13 protein-coding genes are annotated in these 15,232 nt (G+C 75.3%); 5 read left to right on the top strand and 8 right to left on the bottom strand.

Annotated elements, in window-relative coordinates; translation table 11 throughout:
* Nucleotides 1-74: 74 nt before the first annotated feature.
* The 6 genes from O7606_RS00740 to O7606_RS00715 form a co-directional block, all read right to left on the bottom strand.
* On the bottom strand, nt 75-902 hold the full coding sequence (locus O7606_RS00740) for an alpha/beta hydrolase (RefSeq protein ID WP_281597036.1): 828 nt from the start codon (nt 900-902) through the stop codon (nt 75-77).
* Entirely contained in the window at nt 899-2,344 is a 1,446-nt protein-coding gene (locus O7606_RS00735) for an NAD(P)-binding domain-containing protein (protein ID WP_281597035.1), read from the bottom strand. The genes O7606_RS00740 and O7606_RS00735 overlap by 4 nt, the downstream gene beginning before the upstream one ends.
* Nucleotides 2,345-2,439: 95 nt before the next feature.
* Nucleotides 2,440-3,138, bottom strand: a complete 699-nt coding sequence (locus O7606_RS00730; protein ID WP_281597034.1) for an endonuclease/exonuclease/phosphatase family protein — start codon at nt 3,136-3,138, stop codon at nt 2,440-2,442.
* Nucleotides 3,139-3,195: 57 nt separating this feature from the next.
* A complete protein-coding gene (locus tag O7606_RS00725; RefSeq protein ID WP_281597033.1) occupies nt 3,196-4,152 on the bottom strand; it encodes an ROK family glucokinase in 957 nt (318 codons plus the stop codon).
* 66 nt (nt 4,153-4,218) lie between these two features.
* A complete protein-coding gene (locus tag O7606_RS00720; protein ID WP_281597032.1) occupies nt 4,219-4,833 on the bottom strand; it encodes a hypothetical protein in 615 nt (204 codons plus the stop codon).
* A 40-nt stretch (nt 4,834-4,873) separates the two neighbouring features.
* A complete protein-coding gene (locus O7606_RS00715; protein ID WP_281597031.1) occupies nt 4,874-5,329 on the bottom strand; it encodes an SRPBCC family protein in 456 nt (151 codons plus the stop codon).
* 155 nt (nt 5,330-5,484) lie between these two features.
* Between O7606_RS00715 and O7606_RS00710 the strand changes: the two genes are divergently transcribed.
* From O7606_RS00710 to O7606_RS00690, 5 genes are all read left to right on the top strand, one after another.
* Nucleotides 5,485-7,296: a long-chain fatty acid--CoA ligase gene (locus O7606_RS00710; RefSeq protein ID WP_281597030.1), complete on the top strand. Its 1,812-nt coding sequence runs from the start codon at nt 5,485-5,487 to the stop codon at nt 7,294-7,296.
* Between the two features lie 14 nt (nt 7,297-7,310).
* Nucleotides 7,311-9,005 carry a GAF domain-containing sensor histidine kinase gene (locus tag O7606_RS00705; RefSeq protein WP_281597029.1) on the top strand — a complete coding sequence of 565 codons (1,695 nt, stop codon included), beginning with the start codon at nt 7,311-7,313 and terminating at the stop codon, nt 9,003-9,005.
* A gap of 7 nt (nt 9,006-9,012) precedes the next feature.
* Nucleotides 9,013-9,681, top strand: a complete 669-nt coding sequence (locus tag O7606_RS00700) for a response regulator transcription factor (RefSeq protein WP_030337723.1) — start codon at nt 9,013-9,015, stop codon at nt 9,679-9,681.
* A 216-nt stretch (nt 9,682-9,897) separates the two neighbouring features.
* A complete protein-coding gene (locus O7606_RS00695) occupies nt 9,898-10,707 on the top strand; it encodes an SAM-dependent methyltransferase (protein WP_281597028.1) in 810 nt (269 codons plus the stop codon).
* Entirely contained in the window at nt 10,700-12,502 is a 1,803-nt protein-coding gene (locus O7606_RS00690) for a bifunctional diguanylate cyclase/phosphodiesterase (protein ID WP_281597027.1), read from the top strand. The genes O7606_RS00695 and O7606_RS00690 overlap by 8 nt, the downstream gene beginning before the upstream one ends.
* A 143-nt stretch (nt 12,503-12,645) precedes the next feature.
* Here O7606_RS00690 and O7606_RS00685 read toward each other — a convergent pair whose 3' ends face one another.
* Nucleotides 12,646-13,773: a glycosyltransferase family 4 protein gene (locus O7606_RS00685; RefSeq protein WP_281597026.1), complete on the bottom strand. Its 1,128-nt coding sequence runs from the start codon at nt 13,771-13,773 to the stop codon at nt 12,646-12,648.
* Nucleotides 13,770-15,029 (bottom strand): M48 family metallopeptidase, encoded by a 1,260-nt coding sequence (locus O7606_RS00680; protein WP_281597024.1) that lies wholly within the window; start codon nt 15,027-15,029, stop codon nt 13,770-13,772. Before O7606_RS00680 ends, O7606_RS00685 begins: the two co-directional genes overlap by 4 nt.
* Nucleotides 15,030-15,232: the final 203 nt, after the last annotated feature.

Below are 15,232 nucleotides of genomic sequence, written 5' to 3'. Positions count from 1 at the left end.
CGCGGCCCGGCGTGCGGGCCGGAGCGGCACCACAGCCGGCGCGCGGGCCGGAGCGACTTGGCGGCCGGCGCCGGTCAGAGCGTCAGGGCGGCCGGGGCCGGCTCCTTGACCAGCCAGTCCAGCAGCGCGTCGATCGGCTCCCGCCAGCGCGCGTCGAGCATCAGGTCGTGCCCCATGCCGGGGAACAGCAGCGGCGCCGAGGCGTACCGCCGGGCGGCGCGGGTCAACGCCGCCGCCGGCACCACCCGGTCGTCCGGGCTGCCGATCACCAGCACCGGCGGCCGGCCGACCGCCGGCTCCGGGGCGCCGGGGAAGAGCAGCCGCCACTGGGCCCGCCGACCGGCCCGGCCCAACCGCGCCAGGTACGCCCGCGCGGCGGCGTCGGGCAGCTCCGGGCTGAACAACTGCCGCCGGCTCAACCGCAGCCGGCCACCCCAGAACGCCGGGACCGTGCCCGCCGGGTTGCGGCGCAACGCCGCGCCGAGCGTGCCCCAGCCGCCGAACACCGGCGCGGCCAGCACCGCGGCCCGGGCCGGATAGCGGGCCAGGGCGTGCGCCACCACCAGGGCCCCGGCGCCGTGCCCCACCAGCACCGCCTGCCGGGGCAGCTCCGCGGCCACCTGGGTCACGTCGTGCACGTACCCGCGCAGCGACGCCCCCGGCGCCGGCTCGCTGCCGCCGTGCCCACGCACACTCACCGCGTACGCGGGGAAGCCCCGGCCGGCGGCGTGCTCCAGCCAGTGCTCGGCGAACGCCCACGCGCCGTGCCCGAAGCCGGGCACGAACAGCAGCGGCGGACGCCCCTGCTCCAGCTCCGGCAGCGCGCTGAGCACCTCCCGGCGGGCCGGGCGGACCGGTCGGGCCCACTCCCGGCCCCGCACGACGCGCAGCCGCTCCGTCATGAGACCGCCTCCAGCTCGTCGAGGGCGCGCTGCACCGCGCGCAGGTACTCCACGTGCCCCACCTCGAACCAGTGCCGGCTGCTGTCCTTGACCCGCCCGGAGTAGCGCTGCCCGGCGGCCGAGGCGACCTTCGCGGCGAACGCGGCGGCCCGCTCCGGCCGGTGCCGGCGCGCCGTCAACAACCGGGCCACCAGCACCGACTGCCAGTGCGCCAGCGGGAACAGACCCGAGTCCGGTTGCAGCAGGCCGACCACGGCGAGCGTCGGATGGCCCTTGGGGAACGCGTTCAGGTGCAGCGTGGGCCGGCCCGCGCCGGTGTCGTCGCCGAGGATCCGCGGGTCCAGGAACTCGAACCTCGGCAGGTAGCCGGTGGCGAAGACGACCAGGTCCGGCTCGATCTCGCGGCCGTCGGTCAGCTCCACCGAGTACGCATGGAAGCGCCGCACGTCGGGCACCGGGGTGATCCGGCCGTGGCCGACGTAGTAGACGAGCTGGCTGTTGGCGATCGGATGCGTCTCGTACACCCGGTGGTCCGGTCTCGGCAGCCCGAACCGGGTCAGGTCGCCCACGGTGAGCCGCATCGTCCGGTGGTAGAGCCACTGCCGGACGCGGCGCGGCACCCGCAGCCACAGCAGCAGGTCGTTGACCTGGTCGGCGGGACGACCGAGGACGTACTTCGGGGCGTACCAGTAGCCGCGCCGGGTGGAGTGCCAGCACGCCGACGCCTGCTGGGCGGCCTCCACCGCGATGTCGCAGCCGGTGTTGCCGGCGCCCACCACCAGCACCCGCTTGCCGCGCACCTGCGCCGGGTCCTGGTAGGCGCTGGCGTGGACGGTCTCGCCCCGGAACCCGTCCAGCCCGTCGTAGTCGGGCAGCTTCGGCGACCAGTTGTGCCCGTTGGCGACGACCACGGCCGCGTACCGGGAGGTGCGTTCGGGGCCGTACCCGCCGGTGCTGCGGGTGGTCACGTCCCACCGGTCCCCGGCGACCGGCTCGACCCGCACCACCTCCGTGCCGAACCAGATGTGCTGCCGCAGGTCGAAGTGGTCGGCGTACCGTTCGAAGTAGCTCAGGAGCTGACTGTGGTGCGGGTAGTCCGGCCAGGAGTCCGGCATCGGGAAGTCGGGGAACTGGGTGAACGGCAGCGACGAGATCAGGTGCGTGCTCGCGTACACCGGGCTGCGGTCGTGCCGCCAGTTCCACGCGCCGCCGACGCCGGTCTCCCGCTCGTAGCAGTCCACGCCGAAGCCGTGCTCGCGCAGGTTCTTCACCGCGGTCAGGCCGCTGGCCCCGGCGCCGATCACGCAGACGGTCTCCCCGCGGTCGGCCACCGCGGCGCCGTCGGCGCCGGGCCCGCCGTCACCGCCGGGCGCCGGGCCGGACCGTGGGACGGGCACGGTCGGGGCGTCGTCGGGGCCGCCGTGGTCGGTGGGAGTGGACACCGGGCATCTCTCCTTGGGTACGCGCACGCGTGCCGGGTCGCCGCCGCATCCTCTCCACTTCGGAGGGTGTTGTCCAGTCCGACCCGGCGGGGCGGTCAGTCCGTCGCCGGCAGCAGCAGGTCGACCAGGACCGGGAAGTGGTCGCTGGCCCGCCGGGTCTGCGCGGTGTCCACCACGTCGTAGTCGACCACGGTGATCCGGGGATCGACGAAGATCGCGTCGATCCGGCGACGCGGCTGCGCGCACGAGTAGGTGAGCCGGTCCGCCCGGTCGGCGGCGACGGCGGCGTCGGTGAGCCCGTCCGCGACCGTGGCCCACGCCGGCCCGTCCGGCCCCTCGTTCAGGTCCGCCCCGGCGACCACCGGCCAGCGGGCCGCGTCGATCTCCGCGCGGAACAGCCGCGCCTGGGCGGGACGCTCGGCCGGATCGGTGGACAGGTGCGAGCCCGCCACCACGAACCGGGCCCCGCCGACCACGCACTCGGCGAACGCCGCGCCGCGCAGGTGCCGGCCGGGCGTGAGCGGGAACCGCTGACAGTGGGTGTCCAGGACCCGGACCCGCAGGTTGGTCAGGAGCAGGTTGCCCAGCGCGGGCAGCCCGCCCACCCCGACCACCATGCCGAACGAGCCGGCCAGCGCGGCGCACCTGGCCCGCCAACGGAACCGGCGCGGCCCCTCCTGCACGATCACCACGTCCGGCCGGGCGGCCCGGACCACCTCCGCCAGCGCGGCGGTGTCGTCCCGCTGGGTGTGGACGTTGTACGACAACACCCGCAACGGCACGCCCATTGCCATGCTTTCCTTCCGTTCGCGACTGCGGGGCTCCGCTTCGCTGCGCTCCTCGCGCTTCACCTAGAGCCGCCGGGCGAGGTCGGCGGCGCCGATGACGCCGGCGGTGTTGCCCAGCTCGGCGGGCCGCACCTCGGCCACCGGCAGCCGGCCGCGCTGGGACAGCGCCTCGCCGAACGACCGCCTGGTCGGGCCGAGCAGCAGGTCACCGGCCTCGATCACGCCGCCGCCGACGACCAGCACCTGCGGGTCGAGGATCTGCGCCATGTCGGCCAGGCTGGTGCCGAGCCACCGGCCGATCTGGGCGAACGCCTCGGAGGAGATCGGGTCTCCGCCCTGCGCGGCGGCGGTGACCATCGGGCCGGTGATCGCCTCCGCGTCCCCGCCGGCCAGCCGCAGCAGCCCGGTGGCGCGCTGCGGCTCCTGCCGGGCGCCGGCGCGGGCGAACCGGACCAGCGCGTTGCCGCTGGCGTACTGCTCGATGCAGCCGAGCCGGCCGCAGCCGCACTGGTGGCCGTCGGGGACGGTGAGCATGTGCCCCAGCTCGGCGGCGATGCCGTGCGCGCCCCGGACGAGGTCCCCGCCGAGCACGATGCCGCCGCCCACGCCGGTGCCGATGGTGAACATGACCATCGAGTCGTCGGCGTGCCGGGCCGCGCCGTAGCGGAACTCGGCCCAGGCGGCCACGTTGCCGTCGTTCTCGACGATCACCGGCAGCCCCACCGCGGCGCTGACGTACCTGCGCAGCGGCTCGTCCCGCCAGGCCAGGTTGGGGGCGAACAGCACGGTGGAGCGGGTCGCGTCGATCCAACCGGCCGCGCCGATGCCGACCGCGTCGATCCGGCGGCCGGCGGCCAGCTCGCCGACCACCTCGATGATGACGTCCCGGGTCTTGCCCACGTCCTCGGCGGGGGTGTCCCGTCGGGCCTGCACGAGTACCTGGCCGGTGTCGTCGACGACACCGGCGGCCACCTTCGTGCCACCGACGTCGACTCCGATGGTCAGCGTCACCGCTGCCACTCCCCTCTGCTGTGCCGCCCGGCACGCACCGACCGGTCGGCCCGGGGTGCGTCGGGATGTCGTGGGTCAGGCACCGTCGCCTGGCGCGTCCCCGTCCGCTCCCTCCGGCGGACGTGACGCGGGCACCACGGGACGCGCGGCCGCTGGCCGGGCCACCCCGCCCGGGCCGGCGACGTCGACGGACGACGCTCCGGCCGGCGGGGTCGCCGAGTCCTCCGCTCGGGTCGCGGCGGACCAGACGTCCCGCTCGGGTACCGGCTGAGAATCATGCCCGGTACGGGTGGCCTCGCGCCACACCTGATCATCAGCGCCGGGCGGTGACGTGGTCGGCGGGGGCGGTGGCGGCTCCGGGGAGAACGCCCGCAGCAGGCTCGCCACCCCGGCGGCGAGGTCACCGGCGCCGGTCGCCAGCCGCTCGGCGAACTCGGGGCTGGGGTCGCGGAGCGCGACCATGGCCCGGCAGATCGGGCAGACGCAGCATTCCGGCGTTCCGGTGGCGAAACCGCCCCCGGCGGACCGGCCGGGCGGTCTGCTGTGACCGAGGACACCTGTGATGATCTCACCGAGCGGACCCCAGGATCCGGCGGACGAGCCGGCCCCGGCCAGCCGCGCGGTGGCCAGCAGGGTGGCGACCAACCGCTCCGCTTCCTCCCGGGCCGAACCCGGATCGGTACCTCCCATGTTCGGCTCCTCTGCCGTGGCGACGCTGCGGTCGGTCGGGTCAGCGCGTCGCGCCGGGTACTTCTACCCGGTGCTTCAACTGCTTCAACGCGGTGTCCATGATCATTTTCTCGGCCTTGCGGCGGAACATGCCGAGCATGCCGACGGCCAGGTCGACCTCCAGGGTGTAGGTCACCGTGCAGGTGCCGTCCGGGTTGCCGACCACGTCGTACGCGCCGCGCTGGGCGCGCTGCATCCGCGACGGCGCGACCAGGCGCCACTCGATCCGGCTGAGGTCCTCGGCGTACGAGTAGGCCAGCACGTACTCGTCGGCCAGCACGCCGGCGTCGAGGGTGAACCGGACCTGGCTGGCGTGACCGTCCTCGTCCCGCGCCAGCACCTCGACCCGGCGCATGGTGCCGGTCCACTCCGGGTAACGGGGAAAGTCGCAGATGACCGCGACCACCCGCTCCGGGGGCGCGCCGATGGTGATCGACTGGGTGGAGGAGTCCGCCATGTGGGGAGGCTACCCGGCCACGCCCCGCGACGCCCCGGTCCACCCCGCCCAACCCGGTCCACGTGCGCGGACGACCGGGCGGGTAGGTTTCGAGCAGGCCGTCAGGTCCGCGCCGACGGTCCCGGCCCGAGCCAGTGCGAGCGCGAGGAGTGCAGGTGCGCGAGTTCTCCGTCCCGCCCGTCGTCACCGTGGGTGACGCGGCGAACCTCACCGACCCGGTCTGGGCGAACGCCGAGAACGCGCCCGACGCGGCGCAGTTCGCGCGACCCGTCCCGGCCGCCGGCGGGGCGGGCCGGAGCTGGGTCGAGGTGACCTGCGCCCAGTTCCGCGACGAGGTGGTCGCGGTGGCCCGGGGCCTGGTCGCCGCCGGGGTGACCCGGGGCTGCCGGGTCGGCCTGATGAGCCGTACCCGCTACGAGTGGACGCTGTTCGACTACGCCATCTGGACGGTCGGCGCGGTGACCGTGCCGATCTACGAGACGTCCAGCGCCGAACAGGCCGCCTGGATCCTGGCCGACTCCGGCGCGGTGGCCTGCGTGGTGGAGACCAACGCGCACGCCACGCTGGTCGCCGGGGTCGCCGACCGGCTGCCCGAGCTGGACCGGGTCTGGCAGATCGACCTCGGCGCGGTGGACGAGCTGGTCACCCTCGGCGCGCCGGTGGCCCCCGGTGAGGTCGAGCGCCGCCGGCAGGAGATCCGGGCCGACGACGTCGCCACGATCATCTACACCAGCGGCACCACCGGCCGCCCCAAGGGCTGCGTGCTCACCCACCGCAACATGTACGCCGACATCGCCAACGCGGTGCCGGTGCTGCCGAACCTCTTCCGCCCGGGCGCGTCGACCCTGCTGTTCCTGCCCCTGGCGCACGCCTTCGCCCGGCTCATCCAGATCGGGGTGGTGCACGCGCGGGCCACCATGGCCCACTGCGCGGACACCACCAGGCTGGTCGAGGAGCTGCAGGAGTTCCGCCCGACGTTCGTCCTCTCCGTGCCCCGGGTGTTCGAGAAGGTCTACAACGGGGCCCGGCAGAAGGCCGAGGCCGGCGGCAAGGGCCGGATCTTCGACCGGGCCGAGACGGTCGCGGTGGCCTGGAGCCAGGCCCGGGAGACCCCGGGCGGGCCGGGCCTGCGGCTGCGGGCCCAGCACGCGGTCTTCGACCGGCTGGTCTACCGGAAGCTGCGGGCCGCCCTGGGCGGCAGGTGCCGCGACGCGATCTCCGGTGGCGCGCCGCTGGGCGCCCGCCTCGGGCACTTCTTCCGGGGCGTCGGGGTGACGATCCTGGAGGGCTACGGCCTCACCGAGACCGCCCCGGCCGCCGCCGCCAACCTGCCGGACGCCATCCGGATCGGCACGGTGGGCCGGCCGCTGCCCGGGGTGACCGTGCGGATCGCCGACGACGGCGAGATCCTGATCGCCGGCGACCTGGTCTTCCAGGGGTACTGGCGCAACGAGCAGGCCACCGCCGAGGTGCTGGCCGACGGTTGGTTCCACACCGGCGACCTCGGCCGGCTGGACGCCGACGGCTTCCTGAGCATCACCGGCCGCAAGAAGGAGATCATCGTGACCGCCGGCGGCAAGAACGTCGCCCCGGCGGTGTTGGAGGACCGGGTCCGGGCGCACCCGCTGGTCAGCCAGTGCGTGGTGGTCGGCGACCGGCGCCCGTTCATCGCCGCGCTGGTCACCCTCGACGAGGAGGCCCTGCCGAAGTGGCGGGAGGCGGCCGGGCTGCCGGCCGACGTCCCGGTCGAGGAGCTGCGGGACCACGAGGCGTTACGGGCCGAGATCCAGGGCGCGGTGGACGCCGCCAACGAGGCCGTGTCGAAGGCCGAGGCGATCAGGGTGTTCCGGATCCTGCCCCGGGACTTCACCGAGGCCACCGGCGAGCTGACCCCGTCGTTGAAGATCAAACGCAACGTCGTGCACGAGACGTACGCGGCCGAGATCGCCGCGATCTACCAACGCTGACTACGATCCGTCACGTGTCCGCCTCCACACCCGTCCGGGTCCAGCCGCATCCGCTGGCCGCCACCGCCCGCGTGGTCATGCTCGCGCTGGTCGCCGTCCTCATCCTGCTCCGCACCCGGGACGTGGGCCAGCTCCGCTGGGTCCTCCTGCTGGCGGTGGCCGGGTTGCCCACCCTGCTCGCCCCGGGCCAACGGATCCTCGGCCCGTTGAGCCGGGCCGCCGAGGTGGTGGTCCTGGGGCTGGCCGCCAGCCAGATCGCCGCGCTGGGCGCCGGCGGCGGCTCGCTCGCCGGGATGGGCGCGTCGGCCGTGCTGCCGTACCTGGCCGTGCCGGTCACCGTGACGGCGTTGCGCCGCCGGTTCCGGGAAGGCGCCGCGCTGCTCGCGCTCACCGCGGCCACCCTGCTGGTCAGCGGGGCGTTCACCGGGGTCGCCAGTGGGCGGCAGCTAGGCCAGCTCGGGTACCTCGCGGTCTGCGCGCAGTGGTTGATCCTGGCCGGGCTCGGGCTGTACGCCGCCAGCACCCTGCACCGGGTGATGGCGGTACGGCCCGAGGTCAAGCCCCAGCCGTACGCGGAGGCGACCCGGCTGCTGACCCAGTTGCGCAGCGTCGCCCGGCAGTTGCCCGGGGCGACCCTGGACCCGGGGGGCATCTCCGAGCACCTGCTGGAGGAGCTGCGCGCCGTCACCCGGGCGGACCGGGCGGCGGTGCTGTCGGCCAGCGGCGGCGGCCGGCTGGTGGTGCTCGCCCAGGTGGGCGTGGACCGGGTCGACTGGGAGACCACCCTGGACGCCGACTCGGCGATCGCCGACGCGTGGGCCAGCCAGCAACCGCAGACCGCGAGCCGGTCGCAGGCCCGCTCGCACCGGGGCGGGGACGTCTCGGCGTTGATCGTGCCGCTGGTCGCCGGGGTCCGCACGGTCGGCCTGGTGGCCCTGGAGGCGGACGTGGCGCAGGCGTACCCGGCGCCGGTGGTGGACCGGGTGACCGCGCTGACCCGGCCGGCCGCGCTGCGGCTGGAGGCCGCGCTGCTCTTCGACGAGGTGCGCTCGCTGGCCACCAACGAGGAACGGCAGCGGTTGGCCCGGGAGATCCACGACGGGGTGGCGCAGGAGCTGGTGATGGTCGGCTACGGCATCGACAACGCCCTGGCCACCGTGCACGACGACGCGGAGGAGACCGCGGAGAGCCTGCGCACGCTCCGCGGCGAGGTGACCCGGGTGATCCAGGAGTTGCGGCTGAGCCTGTTCGAGCTGCGCAGCGAGGTGGACCGGCACGGCGGGCTGGCCGCCGCCATCGCCGAGTACGCCCGCACCGTCGGCGCGTCCGGCGGGCTGCGGGTGCACCTGTCGCTCGACGAGTCGACCGCCCGGCTGCCCGCCGCCACCGAGGCCGAGCTGCTGCGGATCGCCCAGGAGGCGGTCACCAACGCGCGCAAGCACGCCGGGGCGGCCAATCTCTGGGTCACCTGCGAGGTGGATCCGCCGTACGCGCAGATCGAAGTGTCGGATGACGGTCAGGGAATCGCCGATCAGCGACCGGACGGCCGCTACGGCCTTGCGATCATGGCGGAGAGGGCGGAACGTATCCGGGGCCGGTTGGAGATCCGTCCGCGACAACCGAGCGGGACGACGGTGGCGGTGGTTCTCGGCGCCTCGCCCCGACGCGATAACGTGCGCGGTACCGCGACCGTTGGAGAAGGGGAGTAACCCGAGGATGACCACTAGCCCGATACCGGCCACCCGGACCAAGGTCCTCCTTGTGGACGATCACGACCTGATCCGCAAGGGTCTGCGGCACGCCTTCGAGCGGGACCGGCAGTTCGAGGTCGTCGGCGAGGCCGCCACCGCCGCCGAGGGGGTGCGCCAGGCCGGCGCGCTCCAGCCCGACGTGGTGATCATGGATCTGCGGCTGCCCGACGGCAGCGGCCTGGAGGCCACCCGGGCGTTGCGCAAGTCCAGCGCCTCGATGGGCATCGTGGTGCTCACCATGTACGCCGGCGACGACCAGCTCTTCGGCGCGCTGGAGGCCGGGGCGAGCGCGTTCGTGCCGAAGACCGCGCCGGCCGACGAGGTGGTGGCCGCCGCCCGGCACGCCGCCTCCTCCCCCAGCGCGTTCACGGCCGCCGACCTGGCCGAGGCGATGAAGCGCCGGCTGGCCCCGTCCGGCCCGCAGCTCTCGCCGCGCGAAGGGCAGGTGCTGCGGTTGCTCGCCGACGGCATGAGCGTGGCCGGCATCGCCAAGCAGCTCTTCGTCAGCGAGTCCACGGCCAAGACGCACATCTCGAAGCTCTACGAGAAGCTCGGCGCCGCCAACCGCGCCCAGGCCCTGATGACCGCCCTGCGGTTGGGGCTGCTGGAGGCCCCGGACGCGCCGAAGTTCTGACCGGCGCCGGTGCTCGTCACCGGATCCGCGGGCCCGGCCGACCGCCGGACGGGCCCGCGGATCCGGTCACTGCGCGCCGTCGGTGATTTCTTCCAAACGGCTCAGCAGGTGAATCCGTTTTGGCGCGGTCTGGTCAGTGGGGCGACGAACCGGCAGAATACCCCGGGTGGCCCACGGGGCGACGGTTCCCGCGCACGTGTCAAAAGGGGTAGGACAATGCGACCGGACTGGGCACCCGACACGATCGACGTCGAACGTCCCAGCGTCGCCCGCATGTACGACTACTATCTCGGCGGCTCGCACAATTTCGCCGCCGACCGGGCCGCCGCCGGGGCGATGATGGCAGCCGTGCCGGAGGCGCCGCTGATGGCCCAGGCGAACCGGGCCTTCCTCCGGCGGGCGGTGCACTTCCTCGCCGAGGCGGGGGTACGCCAGTTCCTCGACGTCGGCTCCGGCATCCCCACCGTCGGCAACGTGCACGAGATCGCCGACCGGGTCGCGCCGGGCTCCCGGGTGGTCTACGTCGACGTGGACCCGGTGGCGGTCGCCCACAGCCGCGAGATCCTCAGCGGCCAGCCCCGGGCCGCCGTCATCCAGGAGGACCTGCGCCGGCCGGACCGGATCCTGGCCCATCCCGAGCTGCACGACCTGCTCGACCTGTCCCAGCCGGTCGCCCTGATGGTGGTGGCGGTGCTGCACTTCGTCGGCGACCACGACCGGCCCACCGAGCTGCTGCGCACCCTGCGGCAGGCGCTCGCCCCCGGCAGCTTCCTGGTGCTCTCGCAGGCCAGCGACGAGGGCCAGTACGGCGACCACGCCCGGACCGACGCCGAGCAGGTCTACCGCGACACCGACAGTCCGCTCTTCCTCCGTGACCGCGCGGAGCTGACCGCCTTCTTCGACGGCTTCACCCTCGTCGATCCGGGTCTGGTCTGGGTGCCGCAGTGGCGCCCGGACTCGCCGGACCAGGCCGAGGACGCCGCGCGGTCGGGTTTTCTGGGCGGGGTGGGGCGGCTCGGTGGCTGACCCGACCCCGGACACGGGGTCCCGGCCCTGCCCCGGCTCCTTCGCCCGCGCCTGGGCCAAGGCGGTCTCCGGCACCAGCTATCTGCCGGTGACCCAGGAGCAGTTGGAGACGTTCCTCCAGGGGCTCACCGACCGGCTCGCCGCGGCGCTGCGGGCCGAGCCGTTCGACCCCCGCGCCGGTCACCAGATCGGCATCGACCTGGTCACCGCGCACATCGCCTCGGCCGAGGGGCTCGGCCGCACCGTCGAGGTGATCCAGCTCCGGCTGCGCCACGACCTCGACCTGGTCGGCGACGAGGTCGACGACCGGCTGGCCCGGCTGCTGGCCACCGTCGCGACCGGGTACGCCCGGGCACTGCGGGACCGTACGCTCGACGCCCAGGAGTCCCTGCGCCGGGCGGCCATGGTCGCCCGGGCGCAGGCCGAGCGGGCGCTGCGGGAGAGTGAGGCGCGGTTCCGCCACCAGGCCACCCACGACCCGTTGACGGACCTGCCGAACCGCACCCTGTTCACCGACCGGCTCACCGCCGCCCTCGCCGGCCCGGGGCGGGCCGACCGGCGGGTCGGGTTGTGCTTCCTCGACCTGGACAGGTTCAAGGTGGTCAACGACTCGCTCGGGCACCACGTCGGCGACGCGCTGCTGGTCGCGGTCGCCCAGCGGCTGCGGGAGGCCCTGGACGGGCACCTGGTGGCCCGCCTCGGGGGTGACGAGTTCGTGGTCCTGGTCGAGCGGACCCGGGGCACCGACGACGTGGTCCGCGTCGCCGAGGCGGCCCTGCGCGCGCTCGACCCGCCGGCCGTGGTGGACGGGCACGAGCTGACCGTGTCGGCCAGCATCGGCATCGTCGAGCGGCCGGTCGCCGACGCCACCCCGAGCGACCTGATGCGCGCCGCCGACAGCACCCTGCACTGGGCCAAAGCGGCCGGCGGGGCCCGCTGGGAGCTGTTCGACGCCGACCGCAACCAGCAGGAACTGGCCCGGTACGCGCTCTCCGCGGCCATCCCGACCGCCCTGGAGCGCGGCGAGTTCTACCTCGACTACCAGCCGCTGACCTCACTGCGGGACGGCCACCTGACCGGGGTGGAGGCGCTGATGCGGTGGCGGCACCCCGAGCTGGGCGAGCTGCGGCCGGACCGCTTCATCGGGCTGGCGGAGGAGACCGGCCTGATCGTGCCGCTCGGCGGGTGGGTGCTCGCCGACGCGGCCCGGGAGGCCGAGGGCTGGCCGACCGGCGGCCGTCCGCTGGCCCCGTTCGTCAGCGTCAACCTGGCCGTACGGCAGGTGCACCGGCCGGGGCTGGTCCGCCAGGTGCTCGGGCTGCTGGAACGCACCGGGCTGCCGCCGGAGCGGCTCCAGTTGGAGATCACCGAGAGCGCCATGATGAGCACCACCGGGGAGCCGGTGCACGCCCTGCGCGCGCTGGCCGAGGTGGGCGTCCGGATCGCCATCGACGACTTCGGCACCGGCTACTCCAACCTGGCCTACCTGCGGGACCTGCCGGTGACCGAGCTGAAGGTCGCCGGGAACTTCGTCGCCGGGCTGCGGGGCTCCCCGGCCGACCCGAAGACCCGTACCGACGAGCGGATCCTGGCCTCCCTGGTGTCCCTGGCGCACGCGCTGGAGCTGACCGTCACCGCCGAGGGGGTGGAGACGGCCGCCCAGGCCGAACGGCTGCGGGCGATCGGCTGCGACGCGGCGCAGGGCTGGTTCTTCGGCCGGCCCGGCCCGGCCGGGCAGATCGTCGACCGGCTGGACCGGGAACGCCAGACCGCGCCGATCTTCACGCCCCGCTGAGCGGGCCGGGGCCGCCGGCCCGCAGGCCCGCACGCCCGCCGGCCCGCACGCCCGCACGCCCGCCGGCCCGCACGCCCGCCGAGCCGTGCGCCCGCCGAGCCGTGCGCGCCCGCACGAACCCGCCGGATCCGGGCCGCCGGCCCTCACGCCCCGTCGAGCAGGGCCGTCATCCGCTGCGCCTGGGTCTCCCAGCGCCACTCCCGCTCCACCCAGGCCCGCCCCGCCGCGCCCAGCCGCCGGGCCAGCGCCGGGTCGGCGAGCACGGTGGCCACCCGGTCGGCCACCTGCGTCACGTCCCGCCCGGACACCACGTACCCGGTCTCGTCCTCGCGGACGGCGTCCGGGGCGCCCCCGGAGTCGCCGGCGACCACCGGCAGGCCGGTGGCGGACGCCTCCAGGTAGACGATGCCGAGTCCTTCGACGTCCAGGCCCCGGTTGCGGGTCCGGCAGGGCATCGCGTACACGTCACCGGCGGCGTAGTGGGCGGGCAGCTCGGCGGCGGGGACGGTGCCGGTGAAGACCACGTCCCGGGCCACCCCCTCCTGCCGGGCCAGCTTCTCCAGCGTTCCCCGGTACGGGCCGCCGCCGACGACCAGCAGCGCGGCGTCCGGCACCCGGCGGCGGATCGCCGGCAGCGCCCGGATCAGGACGTCCTGCCCCTTGCGCGGGACCAGCCGGGACACGCAGACCACCACCGGCCGGTCGGTCAGGCCGAGTCGGGCCCGCACCGCCGCCCCGTCGACCCCCGGGTGGTACGCGTCGACGTCCACGCCGGGCGCGAGCCGGCGCAGCTCGGTCAGCCCGCGCAGCGCCCGCTCCAGCCGTACCCGGGTGTAGTCGCCGAGGTAGGTGACCACGTCGGCGCCCCGGCCGATGCGGCGCAGCGCCGTGCGGGCGGCCGGTAGCGCGGCCCAGCCGACCTCGTGCCCGTGGGTCAGCGCCACCACCCGGCGGACCCCGGCCCGACGGCGCAGCCCGGCGGCGAGCAGGCCCAGCGGGGCCGCCGCGCCGAACCAGACGGTGTCGCAGTCGTGCCGGCGGGCCAGGGCGGCGGCCCGCCGGGCCACCAGCGGGGTCGGCAGCAGCACCTTCGTGGGTTCCCGGACCACCTCGAACGGCTGGTCGGCGTCGAACTTCCCGGCGTCGGGCCAGGTCGAGGCGTAGACCACCACCGAGCCGGCCGGCTGACGGAGCGCCAAATTGTGCACGAACGACTGGATGCCGCCCGGGCGGGGCGGGAAGTCGTTGGTGATCAGCAGCGTGCGGCTCATCTGCCGGCCTTCCTGGCGTACGCGCGGGCGGCGGCGATCCGCTCCACGGTGGAGGGGTGCGACGCCGAGTGGAGGTACTCCCAGCGGGGCGGGTCGGGGTCGGCGAGGTTCGCCCCGGCGAGCCGGCGCTGCATCGCCTCGAAGGTGGCCGGGTCGCCGGTGAGCGCCAGCGCGTGCGCGTCGGCCCGCGCCTCGACCCGGCGGGAGATCGCCGCCTGGGCCGGCGTGGCCACCGCCCCGACGACGGTGACCAGGGCGACCAGCAGCCCGAACGCGCGGGGGTCACGGATCGAGTCGACGCCGGCCAGGCGCAGCAGCGGGCCGGCCGAGCCGACCAGGTAGAGGGCCACCACGGCCGCCGCCGCGCCGAGCGCGCCGGTGACGGTGCCGGCCAGCACGTCCCGGTGCCGGGCGTGCGACAGCTCGTGGGCGACCACGCTCGTCACCTCCGCCGGGGTGGCCTCGCGCAGCAGGGTGTCGTAGACGACCACCCGGCGGGTGGGGCCGAAGCCGGAGACGTACGCGTTGACCGCGCGGGTCCGCCGGGACGCGTCGGCGACCAGCACGTCCCGCACCGGCACGCCGTCGCGGGCGGCCATGCTCATCACCTCGGCGCGCAGCGGGCCGTCCGGCAACGGGGTGAACCGGTTGAACACCGGCTCGACCAGCACCGGCAGCACGAAGGAGAGCAGCGCCACCAGCCCGGCCGCGCCGGCCGCGCCGAACGTCCACCACCAGCGCGGGGCGAGCCGGACCACGGTCCAGAAGCCGAGCAGGGCCACCACGCCGACGACGGCGCTGAGCGCGTACGACTTGAGCAGGTCGACCGTCCAGGCGCCCCAGGTGTTGGTGCTCAGCCCGTACCGGAGGAGGACCTGCTGCCGCCAGGCGGCGAACGGGAGGGTGACCAGGTCGGCGACGAGCAGCACGGCGAGCCCGCCGAGCAGCGCCCGGGCGACCCAGTGGCCGCCGAACGGGCGACCGGCCAGCTCGATCAGGCGCGCGCCCAGCGGGGTGAGGCCGAGCAGCAGCGCCACCAGCAGGCCGACGAGCAGCGCCGCCCAGCCGCCGGGGCGCAACGCGGACCGGAACGCCCGGGCCCGGGTGAGCTGCTCGGCCGGGAAGTCCCGCAGGGCGGCGAGCTGGTCGGCGCGCGGGGCGGGCGGGCGCTGCCACGGGGTGACCAGGGCGACGGTGACCACCAGGGCGACCACCAGGACGGCGAGCGTGCCGAGCGCCCAGGCGCGTGGACTCATCCGGCCACCTCGCCGTGCCGTGCCCGCCTCATGCCACCGCTCCCTCCGCCGTGCGCGCCCATCCTATGGCCGGCGCGCGCCGGTCCCGCCGGCCAGGCCGGCGCGGGCCGACCCTGCCGACCAGGCCGGCGCGGGCCGGTCCCGCCGACACGTCGGACTGACGTCATCTGACGCCGCACCCTCTTGTCGGAGACGTCATGATG

The sequence above is a fragment of the Micromonospora sp. WMMD882 genome (assembly GCF_027497255.1).
Taxonomy (GTDB): domain Bacteria; phylum Actinomycetota; class Actinomycetes; order Mycobacteriales; family Micromonosporaceae; genus Micromonospora.
Note: the sequence above shows the minus strand (reverse complement) of the source record. Positions and strands in the feature narration are given on the sequence as shown.

What these genes read in the sequence shown, in the direction of transcription:
- O7606_RS00715 (WP_281597031.1), bottom strand. Translation starts at nt 5,329, where the DNA reads ATGGCGGACTCCTCCACCCAGTCGATCACCATCGGCGCGCCCCCGGAG.
- O7606_RS00680 (WP_281597024.1), bottom strand. Translation starts at nt 15,029, where the DNA reads ATGAGTCCACGCGCCTGGGCGCTCGGCACGCTCGCCGTCCTGGTGGTC.
- O7606_RS00695 (WP_281597028.1), top strand. Translation starts at nt 9,898, where the DNA reads ATGCGACCGGACTGGGCACCCGACACGATCGACGTCGAACGTCCCAGC.
- O7606_RS00730 (WP_281597034.1), bottom strand. Translation starts at nt 3,138, where the DNA reads ATGGCAATGGGCGTGCCGTTGCGGGTGTTGTCGTACAACGTCCACACC.
- O7606_RS00720 (WP_281597032.1), bottom strand. Translation starts at nt 4,833, where the DNA reads ATGGGAGGTACCGATCCGGGTTCGGCCCGGGAGGAAGCGGAGCGGTTG.
- O7606_RS00700 (WP_030337723.1), top strand. Translation starts at nt 9,013, where the DNA reads ATGACCACTAGCCCGATACCGGCCACCCGGACCAAGGTCCTCCTTGTG.
- O7606_RS00740 (WP_281597036.1), bottom strand. Translation starts at nt 902, where the DNA reads ATGACGGAGCGGCTGCGCGTCGTGCGGGGCCGGGAGTGGGCCCGACCG.
- O7606_RS00685 (WP_281597026.1), bottom strand. Translation starts at nt 13,773, where the DNA reads ATGAGCCGCACGCTGCTGATCACCAACGACTTCCCGCCCCGCCCGGGC.